Here is a 16,956-nt window from a genome sequence, read left to right as displayed (position 1 = left end):
TGGATTTCCAAATTACAGGAGGTTTATTCATGAAACCGAATAATTTAGTGGAAATGTTGTGGCGTACTGTTGAACGTTTCCCATCGAAGGAAGCCATTATGTGGAAAGAAAATGGGGAGTATCAAAGCATAACGTATGAAGAATTCTGGCTAAAAATAAAATATGTCGCATCCGGCCTAGCTTATTTAGGAATTAAACAAGATGATAAGGTGGCTATCATATCAAATAGTAATCCTATGTGGGGAATAACGGACTTTGCAGTAGCAAGTTTAGGTGCTGTCAGTGTTCCAATTTACCCAACGCTACCTGCAGACCAGGTTGCTTATATTTTAAATAATGCAGATGTTCGTGTTGCAGTTGTGGAAGACCGCGTGCAATTAGAAAAAGTTTTGAGCAGTGATATTGTAGAACATAGCTTTGTCATGTATCCAGAAGATTCCCTTTATGCTGACCAAGCATCCTCATTTAATCAGTTAGAAAAGGATGGATTAGAGCATTTATTATTAAATTGGGAAGACGGGTTTAGCAAAATAACACGTGAACAGTTAGCTACCATCATTCACACATCAGGGACGACTGGAAAGCCAAAGGGTGTAATGCTGACACATGGCAATTTTTTAGCTAACATAGAAGCAATACAATTTTGGCTGATTGAACTAATGCCAGAGGATGTGGCCTTGTCCTATTTACCTCTATCACACGTATTCGAGCGTATGGCGGGACATTATATGCAGTTTTCTGTTGGTACTACTATCGCATATGCTGAGAGCATTGATACCATACAGGATAATTTATTGGAGGTCCGTCCAACGGTTTTAACTAGTGTTCCTCGGTTATTTGAAAAGGTTTATACAAAGGTATTGGATGAAATTGAAAGCGGTTCCGCTGTTAAAAAGAAAATATTTAATTGGGCAGTAAATGTAGGATTAGAACGCTATGAGTATTATTTGCATGCACCTGCCCATGAATTAATTTTAAGTGATGCGTTACCAAAGGAATTAGCCCGTAAATGGAAACGAGCCAATCGCTTAGTCTATCAAAAGGTCAAAGAAAAACTAGGTGGGCGTCTTAGGGGAATGGTTTCAGGTGGAGGAACATTAAATCCGGAAATCGCCAAATTCTTTTGGGCCTTGGATATCCCGATTCTAGAGGGTTACGGTCTGACTGAGACAACTCCAGTAATATCCACAAACCCTATGCTAAGAGCTAAAGCGGGAACTGTCGGAAAGGTACTACCCAATTTAGATGTGCGTATTGCGGATGATGGAGAGGTATTGGTACGAGGCCCAAGTGTAATGAAAGGGTACTACAATAACCAAGAAGCAACAAAGGAATCTTTCGAGGGTGAGTGGTTTAAAACAGGGGACATTGGCACATTTGATGAAGAGCAATATTTAAAAATTATTGATCGAAAAAAACGACTATTGGTCCTCTCAACTGGAAAAAATGTAGCACCACAGCCAATCGAAAATATGCTGAATGAAAGTAGTTTTATTGAACAATCTGTTGTATTGGGGGATCAGCAAAAATATATTATTTGTATCATAAATTTAGATTTTGAAAATTTACGTCCTTGGGCAGAAAAAATGGGAATAAACTTTGAAAATCGAAATGATTTGAGTCAGCATCCAAAAGTAAAACAGCTAATTGATCAAGAGGTTCAGAGACTCATCCATTCGTTTGCCGATTTTGAAAAGCCAAAGAAAACGATAATTGTCGGGGATGAATGGACTGTTGAGGGTGGAGAGATTACACCAAAACTATCGGTTCGTGTGAAAGTGATAGAAGAAAAATATAAGGAGTTCATTCAAGATGCCTACAAGGTTACTTCTGAATCGCAGGATGAAGCTGTAGCAACCGTAGAGGGATAGATAAAAGGAGCAATTCCTCTATGCTCCTTTTATACATCTAAATGAGCCCTTCCCTTATTGCTCGCGCAACCGCTTCGGTCCGATTTCTAGCCTTCATTTTCTGCATAATGGCGGATACGTAATCCCGTACTGTGTATTCACTTAGGTTAAGCTCATCAGCTGCTTCACTAGTGGATGCACCTTCTGCCATTAGTTTTAGAACTTCTATTTCACGAGGTGACAAGGATAATGATGGTTTAGGTTGCTCTAGGTGTGGTTTATCATATTTAGCTAAAATTTCTCCTGCACTTTGTCCAAACTTAATCAGGGCGGAAAAGGTTTTTTCTGATATCTCGAATGACTGTCCTGGCCCTTGATCAAGAATTGCAGCACCTAATAATTTACTCGTGGAGGTTGTAAAAATAGGTGCTACCACCACTGAATTCAATTCAAATTGCTCCACATACTCCTTAGGAAAACCCATCATCGCATCCTCAATATAAACAGGCTGTAAATAATTCATATTTTGTCCAAATAACTGAAGAATTTGTAGGTTATTTTGAATGATCGGCAGGTTTTGAATGTCTTCGGTTATATTTTGAATGGCTGAATTATCTAATTGGTGCCCAAATAATCCAAACCCCATCTGCTCATTTAGAGAATAGGAAAATAGTGCACACCGTTCAAAAGGTAGGTAACGAACAAACCCCGCTGTAATATACTCGACTGCCTCACTATATGTTTGGGCACGCATAATCGTTTCATTAAACATAATGACGGAATCCTTCCATTTTTGTTTCTCATTAGCATCTTTAATGGAGTGAAGGCCATCCTGAAAAATTTGTAACGAATAAGTAAGGAATGAGACAATATGTGAACTTTCCTTTTGCGTTATACATATTAATAGAGTGTAATCCTGATAAGGTATCGGAATAACATTTAGGCATTGTTGTTCTTTTTTAGGTAATTGCTTCAGTATAGCCTCTGTTAAGCTATAAATGGAATTCTGTTCAATAGGTAGATAGTTAAATAACATCTCGTCATCGTCTTGATGGAACCATTTTTCAACTGTATATTGATTCCTGTTTCCATGTACTTTGGCAGCCCATTCAATGGGAAGCTGCTGTGAGGTTACCAGATGCTTAAGAAAATGTTCGATTTCAAATCGATGCTGGTCACTTGAAGTGAGAATTTGTTCACTAATATTAGAAAATAAATATTGGATCGCTTGATGTTCATGGTAGGAATATCTATGGTTGGCTTGAATCACCTTATGGACAGCATTTTCTAATAATGTCATGATGAATGGATTAGTTTGAATAGTAGAATTTGAGGTAAGACTTTTCACGTTTCTTTTGTTATCATTTGACGAATTAAAGAAAAACTCAGATAAATATGTAATCGTATCCTCAACGCTTTTCCCCGAACTTTTCCCGGCTTTCCGGAGATGCAGCAAAATCGTATTCCACTCATCTATTATAGCCTGTTTATGTGTTCGAATGATTTCAAAACCATTGTTAAAGATTTCATCCATTTGGTTATGCAGTGTGTTGGACATGTAGATACTCCCCTCCTTAATTCAGAAAATTCTAATATAATGTAATTATATAATTATTAACGATTTCAGTCTAACCATATTCTTTGGAAGAACTATTTATGTGTATTGCTACTACCCTTATGGATAATAATTCGTTTAACATCCAACAATAAACGTAAGAGTACTTTGTTAAAAGGTGACTGATTATGCCCAATAAAAATCTCGATCATGTAGAACGATTTGAAATTGCATTTAATCAAATTCATTCATTACTCAAGGAATTCTCCAAAAATATAAAGACAGATCGATTTGTCGATTTACTGCAGGAAAACCGAGGGAAGTATGGAGTGTTAAATGCGAATTATTATAAATTAAAGCAATATGCAAAATTACGTAACGCAATTGTTCATGAACGAATTGATGATCAATATTATATAGCTGAGCCACATTTGGATGTTGTAGAGGATATAGAGCAAATTAGTAAAATCCTTCAAAATCCACCGAAGGCCATATCAATTGCTTCTCAGCCTGTAGTGTTTTTTAGACAAGATTCCTCGTTACTTAAAATTTTAGAAACGATTGAAGAACATGGATATTCACAGTTTCCTATATATGAAGGAGACCACTTTAAAGGGTTATTAACGGAGGGAGGCATCGCTAAATGGTTTTCAAAGCATATACGAGATATGTCTGTCTCTTTAAAAGGAGTAACAGCCAATGATATTCTGGAGGATGAAAAATTACGAAATGTAGCCTGTCTATCCAACGACCAAACGATTTATGATGTGGAAGAAGCATTCCAGAATCACTACGAAAAACAACAAAAGCTAGAGGCCGTCTTAATAACAGAGGATGGAAATCAAGATTCAGCTCCGAAGGGAATCATTTCTTCCTGGGATTTAGTAAAGATTGAACATTCATCAATTTCGCTATTATCAAATTCTTGATAAAGAATGTAATAGGATTTCTTAGAAAATACAGATATTTAGTTTGAAAAAGACTGATTTGAGGTTCAGTCTTTTTTTTTCATGATAAACGGTAATTAATAATTCAAGGCATACGTGTTAGAATATAGTAATATATAAATCAAGTAATGTAATTAAAATCAAAGTAAAGTGGTGAAAAGATGAAGGTAGCAAAATTTGGTGGGAGCTCTGTTGCAGACGCTTCTATGATTAAAAAAGTAGCTCAAATTATTATGAGCGATGATGACCGAAAATTTATTGTCGTATCCGCACCTGGAAAACGGTACAGTTCTGATATTAAGGTAACCGACTTACTCGTTGAATTGGGAGAAAGATTTGTCAATGCCCAACCCGTAGATGAGGTTCAAGCTAAAATCGTTGAAAGATTTCAAACGATGATCGAAAATCTATCATTATCTGAATCTATTTTAGATGATATTAAAGAAACAATTGATACTGTTTTACATGATGATCGTTTAGAAGATAACCGGTTAGATGCTCTGAAGGCAATGGGAGAGGATTCCTTAGCAAAAATCCTAAGCGCTTATCTGCAATCCTTGGGGAAAAAAGCTACATATATGAACCCAAGAGATGCGGGCATTATCGTTAGTGATGAACCGGGCAGTGCCCAGGTTTTGGACGAGAGCTATGAGTTATTAGCAAAGCTAAGAAACCATGATGGAATTATGATTATTCCAGGGTTCTTTGGCTATACAAAAGACCAAAAGTTAACAACATTCCCGCGTGGGGGTTCTGACATTACAGGGGCGATTGTAGCAGCAGGTGTCAAGGCGAAACTCTACGAAAACTTTACAGATGTTGATTCTGTATTTTGTGTCAATCCTACTATTGTAGATAATCCAAAAGAAATTAAAGAATTGACATACAAAGAGATGAGAGAGTTGTCCTACGCTGGATTTTCTGTTTTCCATGATGAAGCTTTAATTCCAGCCTTTAAGGCGAAGATACCTGTTTGTATTAAAAACACGAATAATCCGGAAAAAGAAGGCACAATGATTGTCTCTAATCGTGAACAAGGCTCAACTGGCACGGTTGTAGGTATTGCTAGTGATAAAGGATTCTTGAGTCTTTATGTCAGTAAATATCTGATGAATAGAGAAATCGGTTTCGGAAAAAATCTACTGCAAATTTTAGTGGATGAGGGAATCTCTTTTGAACATGCTCCATCAGGTATTGACGATATGTCGGTTATTATTCGAGAGGATGAGCTTCCGCTTGAGAAAGAGCAGGTTGTGATTGAAAGAATTAAAAATGAGCTTGATGTAGATATGGTTGCAGTTGAGCGTGATTTAGCGATGATTATGCTTGTAGGAGAAGGCATGAATAGCACCTATGGAGTTGCAAGTCGCTCTACCCAAGCCTTTGCTAACGCTTGTGTGAATATAGAAATGATCAACCAGGGTTCATCAGAAGTTTCCGTGATGTTTGGTATTAAGGAAGAAGCAATGGAAAGAGCAGTCCAATCTTTATATGAAGAATTTTTTGAATCATAATAAAAAGACGAGGCGATTGCCTCGTCTTTCTTATTGAGTTAAATTTCTCTTACGGTCTCTGTGTAAAATAAATCCCCCGATAAAGGTTAATCCCACAATGAAGAAAATAAGACCACAAATAAATTGCAATACTAAATGATTAAATATAGCGGAAACCTCGTTAAATAGGGCATCCCTCATTAATTTAATCCCAATTGCAGCAACTATACCAGGTATGATTAATATGAGTAATGCAATTAAACGTCCCATATTTTGCTCTCCTTTTAAGTAACTCACTAAGCATAGTATACCAGAGCGAGTCCCCATGAACATCTATGAAAATTATTGCAAGCATGTACATTATTCTATATGATGAATATATGCAAGTTTTTGCAAAAAGGTGGGAGATCATGAAAAATGTCTTAATAGTTGGGGCAGGTAAAGGTGGAACGGCTACTCTTAAAATTTTAGCCGAATCGGACGTATTAAACGTTTCGGGTATAGTGGACATCAATCCAGATGCACCCGGCCTTGAGCTTGCCAAGCAATATCATGTTGAAACTGGTACGAGTTTTAAAGATTGGTTGCATAGAGACATTGACATTATTATAGAAGCCACCGGTAATGAACAAGTCTATCAAGAAATCTTAACTAAAAAACATCAGGAAACAGTTGTTATTCCAGGTGCGGTTGCATTTATCACTTCACAGTTACTCGATGAAAAAGAGGAATTGTTAAGTGAACTAAAAAATCAAACGAAAGATCGAGAGTTTATCCTGGATGCCATCCATGACGGCATGATTGTCATTGATGAATACTTCCGGATAACCTTTGCCAATAAGAGTGCAGAGCGAATATTGGGGAAAAAGAAAGTAGAAATAATCGACCAGCCTGTTGAACACATCATACCTACTACTCGACTTCCTCATGTTTTTAATGTTAAGAGGAAAGAAGTTAATCAAAAATTAATCCTTAATAATGGAAAGAAGATCATTACGACCCGTATCCCAATCACTGATTCGGCAGGGGATGCTGTTGGTGCTTTTGCCGTTTTTAAAGATATAACGGAGGTCGTGAATCTAGCCGAAGAAATAACTGACCTGAAAGAAGTTAAAACAATGCTAGAGGCCATTATTCATTCTTCTGATGAGGCCATATCGGTTGTCGATGAAAAAGGAAACGGGTTGATGATTAATCCAGCGTATACTCGTATTACTGGCTTAACGGAAAAGGATGTTATTGGGAAGCCTGCGACCGCAGATATCTCAGAAGGAGAGAGTATGCACTTAAGGGTTCTGAAAACACGTAGAGCCGTTAGAGGTGTGCATATGAAGGTTGGCCCGGCTAACAAAGATGTCATTGTGAATGTAGCCCCTGTGATTGTTGATGGGAAATTAAAGGGGAGCGTTGGTGTCATTCATGATGTTTCCGAAATCCAGTCGCTTACTAGTGAACTGAAGCGGGCGCGACAAATTATACGTAACCTTGAAGCGAAATACACCTTTGATGATATTATTGCGGAATCAACCGAAATGAATATTGCACTAGAGCAAGCGAAAGTGGGTGCCAAAACCCCTGCAACCGTATTGTTACGAGGTGAATCAGGGATTGGTAAGGAGCTGTTTGCTCACGCGATACACAACGAGAGCAATAGAAGACATAACAAATTTATACGGGTAAACTGTGCAGCAATTGCAGAATCTATATTGGAAAGTGAATTATTCGGGTATGAAGAAGGGGCCTTCTCAGGTGCAAAGCAAGGTGGAAAACGTGGGTATTTTGAGGAAGCTAATTATGGCAGTATTTTCTTAGATGAAATTGGTGAGCTTTCCCTTAGTATGCAGGCCAAGCTCCTGCGTGTACTCCAAGAGGGCGAGATTGTACGTGTGGGGGGGACGAAGCCTGTAACTATCGATACAAGAATTATCGCGGCTACGAATGTAAATTTGGAAAAGGCCATCATGAAAGGGGAATTTAGAGAGGATTTATATTATCGTCTTAATCGTCTACCTATTTACATCCCACCTTTACGAGAACGGATGGATGACTTACCTGCACTTGTGAATCATTTAATTCAAAAACTGAACTCGGATTACGGACGTCACGTGAAGTCCATCAGTAATGAAGCAATCGGTTTACTAAAAGCCTATCATTTTCCGGGAAATGTGCGTGAATTGGAAAACATTATTGGCCGGGCAATGATTTATATGAGTCACAATGAAGATCAAATTCTGTCTAGTCATATACCAGAGCTTGGAGAGCCTGCCAAAAATGAGAGTGAACCACAAGAAGATATTTCTGTCGATTGGAAAAAACTCTCGCTTCAGGAAGCGGTAGATGCATATGAAAAAGAGGTCCTGCTTGCTGCACTCGAGGCGAACCAATTTAACAAAACCGAAACAGCTAAAAGGTTAGGAGTTTCGATTCGTAACCTTTACTATAAATTAGACAAGCATAAAATTGACAAAAGTAACATGCAATAAATTTCATATATGCAAAAAAATGCTCGCACTTTTCCACAATTATAAAAGCGTTTTCATAAATAAAAGTTGGCATGTTTTTTGCATTAAGGTATAGTGGGGCATGTTGATATTGAAAGAATTAAAGGTGGTAGATGATGAAACTAACAGCAATGATTGAAAAATTGCACCAGCAAAACCATAAGTCAGTTGTAGCTGTTGCACAGGCTGCAGATCGTGAAGTGTTAATGGCTGTAAAAAGTGCAGTTGAAGAACAGGTATCTACATTTATATTGTTCGGAGATATACAGCTTATTCAAAAATATGCGGCTGAAATAGAATTAGATCTTCCATCGAATGATATTCAGTTGGTTCATACTGATGATGGTGATGAAGCGGCTCGTTTAGCCGTACAAAAAGTGCATGATCAAAAAGCCCATGTACTAATGAAAGGGAATCTTTCAACCAAGCAAATTTTAAAGCAAGTTCTTCATAAAGAGTATGGACTAAGGGCAAACAGAGTATTAAGTCATGTTGCTGTTTTCGAAGTTCCAAACCAAAATCGTCTAATTCTTTTAACCGATGCAGCCATGAACATAGCTCCTAGTCTTTCGGAAAAAGCACAAATTATTCAAAATGCAGCGAATGTGGCTAATCGAATTGATATTGATATGCCAAAAGTTGCGGCGCTTGCAGCTGTTGAAGTAGTGAATCCCGCAATGCAATCTACAATGGATGCTGCAGCCCTATCGCAAATGCAAAAACGGGGACAAATACAGGGATGTATAGTTGATGGTCCTTTAGCGTTTGATAATGCCGTTTCGGAAAAAGCCGCTAAAGAGAAAGGGATCCATTCAGATGTTGCGGGTCAAGCAGATATCTTAATGGTTCCATCCATTGAAACTGGTAATGCTTTATATAAATCATTTATGTATTTTGCTAATGCCAAAGTGGCTGCTGTGATTAGTGGGGCAGCTGCCCCAATTGTGTTAACCTCTCGAGCTGATTCACATGAGAGTAAATTATATTCTATTGTCTTATCTGTTTTAACCGCGAACACCAAATAAGAGGAGGAATTTAGAGTGGAACTTTTTACTTATTTAGAAGAGTATGATTATGAGCAAGTTGTTTTTTGTCAGGATAAAGAATCTGGTTTAAAAGCCATTATTGCCATTCACGATACAACCCTTGGGCCAGCCCTTGGAGGTACAAGAATGTGGACTTACGATACAGAAGAGGACGCTATTATTGATGCATTACGCTTATCTAGAGGAATGACTTATAAAAATGCAGCAGCTGGCCTTAACCTGGGTGGAGGAAAAACAGTTATTATAGGGGATCCGAAAAAGGATAAAAATGAGGCGATGTTCCGCGCCTTTGGACGTTATATTCAAGGGTTAAATGGCCGTTATATTACAGCAGAAGATGTAGGGACAACCGTACAGGATATGGATACCATATACCAAGAGACAAATTTTGTTACTGGTATCTCACCTGCTTTTGGTTCATCAGGTAACCCATCACCTGCAACTGCATTCGGTGTATATCGAGGAATGAAAGCAGCCGTTAATGAAGCATTTGGCTCAGATTCTTTAGAAGGAAAAGTAGTAGCAGTTCAAGGTGTTGGGAATGTAGCTTACCACCTATGCAGACATTTACACGAGGAGGGTGCACAGCTAGTTGTCACTGATATTAACAAGGAAGCTGTTCAACGAGCAGTGGATGACTTCGGGGCTAAAGCTGTTGATCCAGACGATATATATGATGTGGAATGTGATATTTATGCACCATGTGCTTTAGGCGCAACCGTTAACGACGATACCATTTCTCGTTTATCAGCTAAGGTGATTGCAGGTTCTGCCAATAATCAGCTAGCAGAATCAAGACATGGTGAGGCTTTATACGAAAAAGGGATTGTCTACGCTCCTGACTACGTGATTAACGCTGGTGGTGTAATCAATGTAGCCGACGAGCTCTATGGGTATAATCGAGAAAGAGCTATGAACCGAATTGAAAAAATATACGATAACATTGCCAAGGTCTTCGAAATCTCGAGACGAGATTCCATTCCAACGAATGTTGCAGCAGACCGTATGGCTGAAGAAAGAATCAATGGCTTAAACAAATCTAGAAGTACATTCCTTCAAAATGAACATCACATCATTTCGAGACGATAAGATTTTAAACTTCTATTACGTATGGAGTGTACAACAAGAGAATATGGAGGTTTTGAATCTTGCAACAAAAGCAATATCGAATACTTGTGATTAATCCAGGTTCTACCTCTACGAAAATTGGTGTTTTTGATGATGAGCAGTGTATCTTTGAAAAAACCATTCGTCATTCTATAGAGGTGACGGCTCAGTATAACCGAACGATCGACCAATACGAGTTTCGAAAGCAAATCATTTTGGAGACGTTAGATTATGAAGGAATTAATATTTCAAGACTTGATGCGGTTTGTGGGCGCGGTGGTTTATTGCGCCCCATTGAAGGTGGAACCTATCATGTGAACGACAAAATGATTCAAGATTTAAAGGAGGGGTTAAATGGGGAGCATGCCTCAAATCTTGGAGGTATTTTAGCGAAGGAAATTGCTACAGGTCTAAATATTCCAGCATTTATCGTGGACCCGGTTGTAGTAGATGAATTAGATGAAATAGCTAGATACTCCGGTGTACCTGAAATTCCGCGAAAAAGCATCTTCCATGCACTGAACCAAAAGGCTGTAGCTCGTAAAGCCGCTAATGATTTAAAACAAAGCTACCATGATCTCAATTTAATAGTAACTCATATGGGGGGAGGAATAACCGTTGGTGCACATAAAAAGGGACGGGTCGTGGATGTAAATAATGGTCTACACGGTGACGGCCCATTTTCACCAGAAAGAGCAGGTACTGTCCCGGCTGGAGATTTGATCTCCATGTGCTTTAGCGGGGAATATTTTATCGATGAGGTAATGAAAAAAATTGTCGGCCAAGGCGGATTAATGGGTTATTTGCAAACCAATGATGCAATCGAGGTCGAAAAGAAAATTGCCCAAGAGGATGAGAAAGCAAAAAAAGTATATGAAGCCATGGCATACCAAATAGCTAAGGAAATTGGTAGTATGGCAGTTGTATTAGATGGAGAAGTGGATGGGATTGTCCTGACCGGCGGATTAGCATACGGAAAAGAATTTGTTAGTCTCATTAAAAGACGGGTCAAATGGATTGCAGATGTTCTTACCTATCCAGGTGAAGATGAACTTCAAGCTTTAACTGAAGGTTCTTTGCGAGTATTGAAAGGTGAGGAGAAAGCAAAAGAATATCCGAATCCTTCCTAGTTTGCGATTGAAAGGAGTGTGTCTTAATGGCTGAAGAATACGATTTAGTGGTACTTGGTGCAGGTACAGGTGGTTATGTTGCTGCCATTAGAGCAAGTCAACTTGGCCTGAAAGTAGCAGTTGTAGAAAAGGGAAAATTAGGTGGAACATGCTTGCACAAGGGATGTATCCCTTCGAAGGCATTACTTAGAAGTGCTGAAGTTTACCGTCAATCCAAAGAAGCTGATACCTATGGGATTGAACTTGGCTCGGCTAAGGTAAACTTCTCAAAGGTACAAGAGCGAAAAGAAAAGATTGTAGACACGTTACATAAGGGTGTACAGGGTCTAATGAAGAAAGGCAAAATTGATGTATTTGAAGGGTTTGGCCGTATTTTAGGACCAAGTATATTTTCTCCTATACCTGGCACTATTTCAGTTGAAATGAACAATGGCGAAGAAAACACGATGCTAATTCCGAAAAATGTTCTAATATCGACCGGATCGAAGCCGAAGTCACTTTCTGGCTTGGATATTGATGGACAATACGTAATGACTTCAGATGAAGCATTAGAAATGGAAACATTACCAAAATCCATCGTAATCGTTGGTGGTGGAGTGATTGGAATCGAGTGGGCATCTATGCTCGCTGACTTCGGGGTGGAGGTTACGGTATTAGAATTCCTAGACCGTATTTTACCAACCGAAGATGAAGACATTTCTAAGGAAATGACAAAATTACTGAAGAAAAAAGGCATTCAGATTGTAACAGGTGCAAAGGTCTTGCCTGATACGTTGACGAGAGAAAATGGAGTTCAGATTCAGGCTGAGCTAAATGATGACACAGCAAGTTATCAAGCCGATTGCATGCTCGTTTCTGTAGGGCGTGCTGCAAATGTTGAAAATATTGGCCTAGAAAACACCGATATAGCAGTCGAAAAAGGTATCATTCAAACCAACGAATTTTATCAAACGAAAGAATCTCACATTTATGCAATTGGTGATGTCATTGGAGGTATGCAGCTAGCACATGTGGCTTCGCACGAAGGAATCACAGCTGTTGAACATATGGCAAATCAACAGCCACATCCTTTGACAGATACATCTGTACCAACCTGTATTTATTCCAATCCAGAGGTTTCAAGCATTGGGCTAACTGAAGCACAGGCAAAGGAACAAGGATATGACGTTAAAATCGGCAAGTTTCCTTTTAAAGCTGTTGGGAAAGCATTAGTCCATGGGGAAACAGATGGTTTTGTGAAGGTAATAGCTGACCAAAAAACAGATGACCTTTTAGGAGTACATATGGTTGGACCACATGTTACCGATATGATTACTGAAGCAGCACTTGCAAAAGTTTTAGATGCAACACCATGGGAAATTTCCGAAACCATTCACCCGCATCCTACTTTATCAGAGGTCATTGGTGAGGCTGCATTAGCAGTAGATGGCAAGCAAATTCATGGTTAATTGTGTTTTGATAGATTGGTTTAGTTTACTAAAGGAGGGACTATAATGGCTAAGAATCGTCATGAGGAATTAGAATTGACGGATGAGCAAGTGATGGAAATGTTTAAAACGATGTTACTTGCTCGAAAAATTGATGAGAGAATGTGGCTATTAAATCGTGCTGGTAAAATTCCATTCGTTATTTCGTGCCAAGGACAGGAGGCAGCTCAGGTTGGGGCTTCGTTTGCGCTCGATAGAACAGCAGACTATGCAGCGCCATATTACCGAGATATGGGAGTTGTTTTAGCGTTTGGGATGACAGCGAAAGAGCTAATGCTTTCTGGCTTCGCGAAAGCAGAGGACCCAAACTCAGGTGGAAGGCAAATGCCAGGACACTTTGGGCAAAAGAAAAACCGTATTGTAACTGGATCTTCGCCAGTTACAACCCAGGTACCCCATGCAGTGGGTATAGCCTTGGCAGCTAAGATGGAGAAAAAGGACTTTGTCTCATTTGTAACACTTGGGGAAGGATCTTCTAACCAAGGGGATTTTCATGAGGGATTAAACTTTGCCGGTGTCCACAAATTACCGGTCATCACAATGGTTGAAAATAATAAGTATGCAATTTCTGTTCCAGTAGAAAAGCAGCTAGGCTCTGAAAAAGTATCAGACCGCGCTCAATCCTACGGAATGCCAGGATTTACAGTTGATGGTAATGATCCTCTAGCCGTTTATGAAGCAGTGAAACAAGCGAGAGAAAGGGCTGTTAAGGGAGAGGGACCAACATTAATTGAAACAGTATCCTATCGTCTAACAGCTCACTCTAGTGATGATGATGATCGTGCATACCGTGAACGTGATGAAGTGGAAGAAGCAAAGAAGAAGGACGCTATTTTTACCTTTGCATCTTATTTAAAAGAAAATGGAATCTTGACCGAGGATAAAGAAAAGGAGCTTCATTCTGAAATTGACAAAATCGTAAATGAAGCTACTGATTATGCGGAAAATGCACCATATGCTGAAGCGGAAAGTGCTCTTAAGCATGTGTATGCAGAGTAAAGGAGGGAGAGCGTAATGCCAGTAAAGTCTTATATTCAGGCTATTACACAAGCCATGAAAGAAGAAATGACTCGTGATGAAAAGGTTTTTGTTTTAGGAGAGGACGTAGGAAAAAAAGGCGGTGTGTTTCGGGCTACAGATGGTCTTTACGATGAATTTGGTGAGGAACGTGTAATTGATACACCACTTGCTGAATCTGCTATAGCAGGAGTTGGCATTGGAGCAGCGATGTATGGAATGCGTCCAATAGCAGAAATGCAGTTTGCTGATTTTATCATGCCAGCTGTGAACCAAATAATTTCAGAAGCAGCAAGGATTCGTTATCGTTCCAATAATGACTGGAATTGTCCGATCACGATCAGGGCCCCATATGGAGGCGGTGTTCATGGTGCATTATACCATTCTCAGTCTGTAGAGGCCGTATTTGCGAATCAACCTGGTCTAAAAATTGTTATGCCTTCAACACCTTATGATGCGAAAGGCTTGCTAAAAGCAGCTATTCGAGATGAGGATCCAGTTTTATTTTTTGAACATAAAAGGGCCTACCGTTTGCTTAAAGGTGAGGTGCCAGATGAGGATTATGTCCTTCCAATTGGTAAAGCAGATGTTAAGAGAGAAGGAGAGGACATTACTGTCATTACGTATGGTTTATGTGTCCACTTCGCACAACAAGCAGCGGAAAAGCTAGCCGAGGAAGGGATTTCTGCACATATATTAGACCTGCGTACTGTTTATCCATTAGATCGAGAGGCCATTATTGAAGCGGCTCAAAAAACGGGAAAGGTTTTACTCGTAACAGAGGATAATTTAGAAGGCAGTATTTTGAGTGAGGTATCTGCTATAATTTCGGAGAATTGTTTGTTTGATTTAGACGCACCAGTCAAGCGTTTGGCAGGGCCAAATGTACCAGCTATGCCATATGCACCACCAATGGAAAAGTATTTTATGGTTAATCCAGAAAAGGTCGAAAAAGCAATGAGAGACTTAGCTGAATTTTAACAAAATCTAAAGAGGCTTTATGCCTCTGAGGGAAACAGCGCTAGAGCAAGAGATAAGTTCGAGATTGATAAAGGAGGGATAAAATGGCCCGGGAAAAAATTAATATGCCTCAGTTAGGGGAAAGTGTAACAGAAGGAACAATAAGCACGTGGCTTGTGAAAGAAGGCGATCAAGTCAACAAATATGACCCTATCGCAGAGGTAATGACTGATAAAGTGAATGCCGAAGTACCTTCATCATTCACAGGCGTAATTAAAGAAATTGTAGCACAAGAGGGCGAAACCATTTCAGTTGGAGATCTCATGTGTTATATCGATGTTGAAGGCGGAAGTGCTGAGGAATCCGCATCGCAAAACAAGGAGGAATCAGCATCTTCTAACGTTGAACAAACAACTGAAACAAAAGACAAAGATCAATCCATGAAGAAACGTTATTCACCAGCTGTATTAAGGATGTCTCAGGAGCATGATATTGATTTAAATCAAGTTGAAGGTACAGGACGTGGAGGCCGTATAACAAGGAAGGATATTGAAAAAGTAATTGAGAGCGGCAATATTCCGAAACCGCAGGCTGAAAAGAGTGATACTAAGCCAACAGAGGTTAAAAAGGCTCAAAGGGAATCAGCTCCTACACCTGCACCATCCAAATCAACTCCAGTACAAACCAATGAGGGAGACGTTGAAATTCCTGTTACAGGTATACGAAAGGCCATTGCCCAAAACATGGTTCGTTCTAAACAAGAAATACCACATGCATGGATGATGGTAGAGGTAGATGTAACGGACTTGGTGGAGTATCGTAACAGTATTAAAAATGATTTTAAACAAAAGGAAGGCTTCAGCTTAACGTTCTTTTCTTTCTTCGTAAAAGCAGTAGCCCAAGCCTTGAAGGAATACCCTCAATTAAACAGTACATGGGCAGAAGATAAAATTATTCAACGCAAGGACATCAATTTATCGATTGCAGTTGCCAAGGATGATGAATTATTTGTCCCTGTTATTAAACATGCAGACGAGAAGAGTATTAAAGGGATTGCTAAAGAAATTCATTCCCTTGCTGGTAAAGTTCGCAGTGGCAAACTGGCATCTGATGACATGCAGGGTGGAACCTTTACCGTAAATAACACTGGTTCATTCGGCTCTGTTCAATCGATGGGTGTCATTAATCATCCACAAGCTGCAATTTTACAGGTAGAATCCATTGTGAAAAAACCAGTTGTCATGAATGGTATGTTTGCTGCTCGTGACATGGTTAATTTATGCTTATCCTTAGATCACCGTGTTTTGGATGGGTTAATCTGCGGTAACTTCTTAAAACGACTAAAGGATATTTTAGAAAATATGTCAAAGGACAATACATCCGTTTATTAATCGGTTTGTTTAACCCAGGAGAAATGAAATGTTTTCCCCTGGGTTTTGTAGTTATGCCCCTATTCATCACAAATATTAACAAGGACATTCTCAAATGATTTCGTTAAAGGTGGGAATTCTAATAAATGAAGGAGGGTGATAATGGTGGCAAATCAACAACGAAACTGGCTTCCGATTGTTGCATCTGTAGGTATTGGAGCAGCAGCTTATTATAGTATGAAGCGTGGAAGTGGGATGGGTAATCTTGTCCAAAAATTCGGTCCGTTAATGACTGGAATGGGCGGACAAAATCAATCTCAACAAAATCAACAAACTAGTCAATTGCAATAAATTATTATTTAGAGGCAGGTCTCCAGTTGAAGAACTGGACCTGCTTTTTTGACTTTTGTTATATGTGGAAGTAGTTATCAGGTTTGTGTTCAGCATACTGAACTTATAGTTTAGTTCTTCAGTATAAACTTCAGTCTAAGGA

At 39.2% G+C, this 16,956-nt stretch carries 14 protein-coding genes; 12 read left to right on the top strand and 2 right to left on the bottom strand.

From position 1 onward, the window contains the following. Positions 1-29 precede the first annotated feature (29 nt). Entirely contained in the window at positions 30-1,871 is a 1,842-nt protein-coding gene (locus tag GH754_RS09225; protein ID WP_153728438.1) for an AMP-dependent synthetase/ligase, read from the top strand. Positions 1,872-1,908: 37 nt separating this feature from the next. On the opposite strand, the gene GH754_RS09220 is transcribed toward GH754_RS09225, so the two are convergent. After that, complete coding sequence (locus GH754_RS09220; RefSeq protein ID WP_153728437.1) at positions 1,909-3,408, bottom strand: response regulator transcription factor; 1,500 nt, start codon at positions 3,406-3,408, stop codon at positions 1,909-1,911. Positions 3,409-3,593: 185 nt separating this feature from the next. Between GH754_RS09220 and GH754_RS09215 the strand changes: the two genes are divergently transcribed. Beyond that, entirely contained in the window at positions 3,594-4,334 is a 741-nt protein-coding gene (locus GH754_RS09215; protein WP_153728436.1) for a CBS domain-containing protein, read from the top strand. 179 nt (positions 4,335-4,513) lie between these two features. Beyond that, a complete protein-coding gene (locus GH754_RS09210) occupies positions 4,514-5,866 on the top strand; it encodes an aspartate kinase (RefSeq protein ID WP_153728435.1) in 1,353 nt (450 codons plus the stop codon). 30 nt (positions 5,867-5,896) lie between these two features. Here GH754_RS09210 and GH754_RS09205 read toward each other — a convergent pair whose 3' ends face one another. Further along, positions 5,897-6,115 carry a DUF2627 domain-containing protein gene (locus GH754_RS09205; protein WP_153728434.1) on the bottom strand — a complete coding sequence of 73 codons (219 nt, stop codon included), beginning with the start codon at positions 6,113-6,115 and terminating at the stop codon, positions 5,897-5,899. Positions 6,116-6,255: 140 nt separating this feature from the next. Here GH754_RS09205 and GH754_RS09200 point away from each other — a divergent pair, with 140 nt between their 5' ends. From GH754_RS09200 to GH754_RS09160, 9 genes are all read left to right on the top strand, one after another. Then, complete coding sequence (locus GH754_RS09200; protein ID WP_153728433.1) at positions 6,256-8,328, top strand: sigma 54-interacting transcriptional regulator; 2,073 nt, start codon at positions 6,256-6,258, stop codon at positions 8,326-8,328. A 134-nt stretch (positions 8,329-8,462) separates the two neighbouring features. Next, positions 8,463-9,371, top strand: coding sequence for a phosphate butyryltransferase (gene yqiS, locus GH754_RS09195; RefSeq protein WP_153728432.1), 909 nt, complete (start codon positions 8,463-8,465; stop codon positions 9,369-9,371). A 15-nt stretch (positions 9,372-9,386) separates the two neighbouring features. Next, positions 9,387-10,481 (top strand): Leu/Phe/Val dehydrogenase, encoded by a 1,095-nt coding sequence (locus tag GH754_RS09190; protein ID WP_323741940.1) that lies wholly within the window; start codon positions 9,387-9,389, stop codon positions 10,479-10,481. Between the two features lie 59 nt (positions 10,482-10,540). Further along, positions 10,541-11,629: a butyrate kinase gene (buk, locus tag GH754_RS09185; RefSeq protein WP_153728431.1), complete on the top strand. Its 1,089-nt coding sequence runs from the start codon at positions 10,541-10,543 to the stop codon at positions 11,627-11,629. Between the two features lie 26 nt (positions 11,630-11,655). Then, positions 11,656-13,077 carry a dihydrolipoyl dehydrogenase gene (gene lpdA, locus GH754_RS09180; RefSeq protein WP_153728430.1) on the top strand — a complete coding sequence of 474 codons (1,422 nt, stop codon included), beginning with the start codon at positions 11,656-11,658 and terminating at the stop codon, positions 13,075-13,077. A 45-nt stretch (positions 13,078-13,122) separates the two neighbouring features. After that, the gene (locus GH754_RS09175) at positions 13,123-14,115 is read left to right on the top strand and encodes a thiamine pyrophosphate-dependent dehydrogenase E1 component subunit alpha (RefSeq protein WP_153728429.1); all 993 of its coding nucleotides are present in this window, start codon (positions 13,123-13,125) and stop codon (positions 14,113-14,115) included. Between the two features lie 15 nt (positions 14,116-14,130). After that, positions 14,131-15,114, top strand: a complete 984-nt coding sequence (locus tag GH754_RS09170) for an alpha-ketoacid dehydrogenase subunit beta (RefSeq protein WP_153728428.1) — start codon at positions 14,131-14,133, stop codon at positions 15,112-15,114. 83 nt (positions 15,115-15,197) lie between these two features. Then, positions 15,198-16,484, top strand: a complete 1,287-nt coding sequence (locus tag GH754_RS09165; RefSeq protein WP_153728427.1) for a dihydrolipoamide acetyltransferase family protein — start codon at positions 15,198-15,200, stop codon at positions 16,482-16,484. A gap of 144 nt (positions 16,485-16,628) precedes the next feature. Next, the gene (locus GH754_RS09160; protein WP_228550221.1) at positions 16,629-16,814 is read left to right on the top strand and encodes a hypothetical protein; all 186 of its coding nucleotides are present in this window, start codon (positions 16,629-16,631) and stop codon (positions 16,812-16,814) included. The last annotated feature ends 142 nt before the right edge of the window (positions 16,815-16,956 follow it).

Origin of the sequence: Salinibacillus xinjiangensis (genome assembly GCF_009649735.1) — a bacterium.
GTDB classification, from domain to species: Bacteria; Bacillota; Bacilli; order Bacillales; family Alkalibacillaceae; genus Salinibacillus; species Salinibacillus xinjiangensis.
The sequence above is the reverse complement of the archived record's forward strand: the minus strand, read 5'-3'. Positions and strand labels throughout refer to the sequence as shown.

Excerpts from the sequence above, each read along its gene's own strand:
- GH754_RS09200 (WP_153728433.1), top strand. The coding sequence starts at position 6,256 with ATGAAAAATGTCTTAATAGTTGGGGCAGGTAAAGGTGGAACGGCTACT.
- GH754_RS09210 (WP_153728435.1), top strand. The coding sequence starts at position 4,514 with ATGAAGGTAGCAAAATTTGGTGGGAGCTCTGTTGCAGACGCTTCTATG.
- GH754_RS09170 (WP_153728428.1), top strand. The coding sequence starts at position 14,131 with ATGCCAGTAAAGTCTTATATTCAGGCTATTACACAAGCCATGAAAGAA.
- GH754_RS09225 (WP_153728438.1), top strand. The coding sequence starts at position 30 with ATGAAACCGAATAATTTAGTGGAAATGTTGTGGCGTACTGTTGAACGT.
- GH754_RS09220 (WP_153728437.1), bottom strand. The coding sequence starts at position 3,408 with ATGTCCAACACACTGCATAACCAAATGGATGAAATCTTTAACAATGGT.
- lpdA (WP_153728430.1), top strand. The coding sequence starts at position 11,656 with ATGGCTGAAGAATACGATTTAGTGGTACTTGGTGCAGGTACAGGTGGT.
- yqiS (WP_153728432.1), top strand. The coding sequence starts at position 8,463 with ATGAAACTAACAGCAATGATTGAAAAATTGCACCAGCAAAACCATAAG.
- GH754_RS09165 (WP_153728427.1), top strand. The coding sequence starts at position 15,198 with ATGGCCCGGGAAAAAATTAATATGCCTCAGTTAGGGGAAAGTGTAACA.
- GH754_RS09205 (WP_153728434.1), bottom strand. The coding sequence starts at position 6,115 with ATGGGACGTTTAATTGCATTACTCATATTAATCATACCTGGTATAGTT.
- GH754_RS09215 (WP_153728436.1), top strand. The coding sequence starts at position 3,594 with ATGCCCAATAAAAATCTCGATCATGTAGAACGATTTGAAATTGCATTT.
- GH754_RS09175 (WP_153728429.1), top strand. The coding sequence starts at position 13,123 with ATGGCTAAGAATCGTCATGAGGAATTAGAATTGACGGATGAGCAAGTG.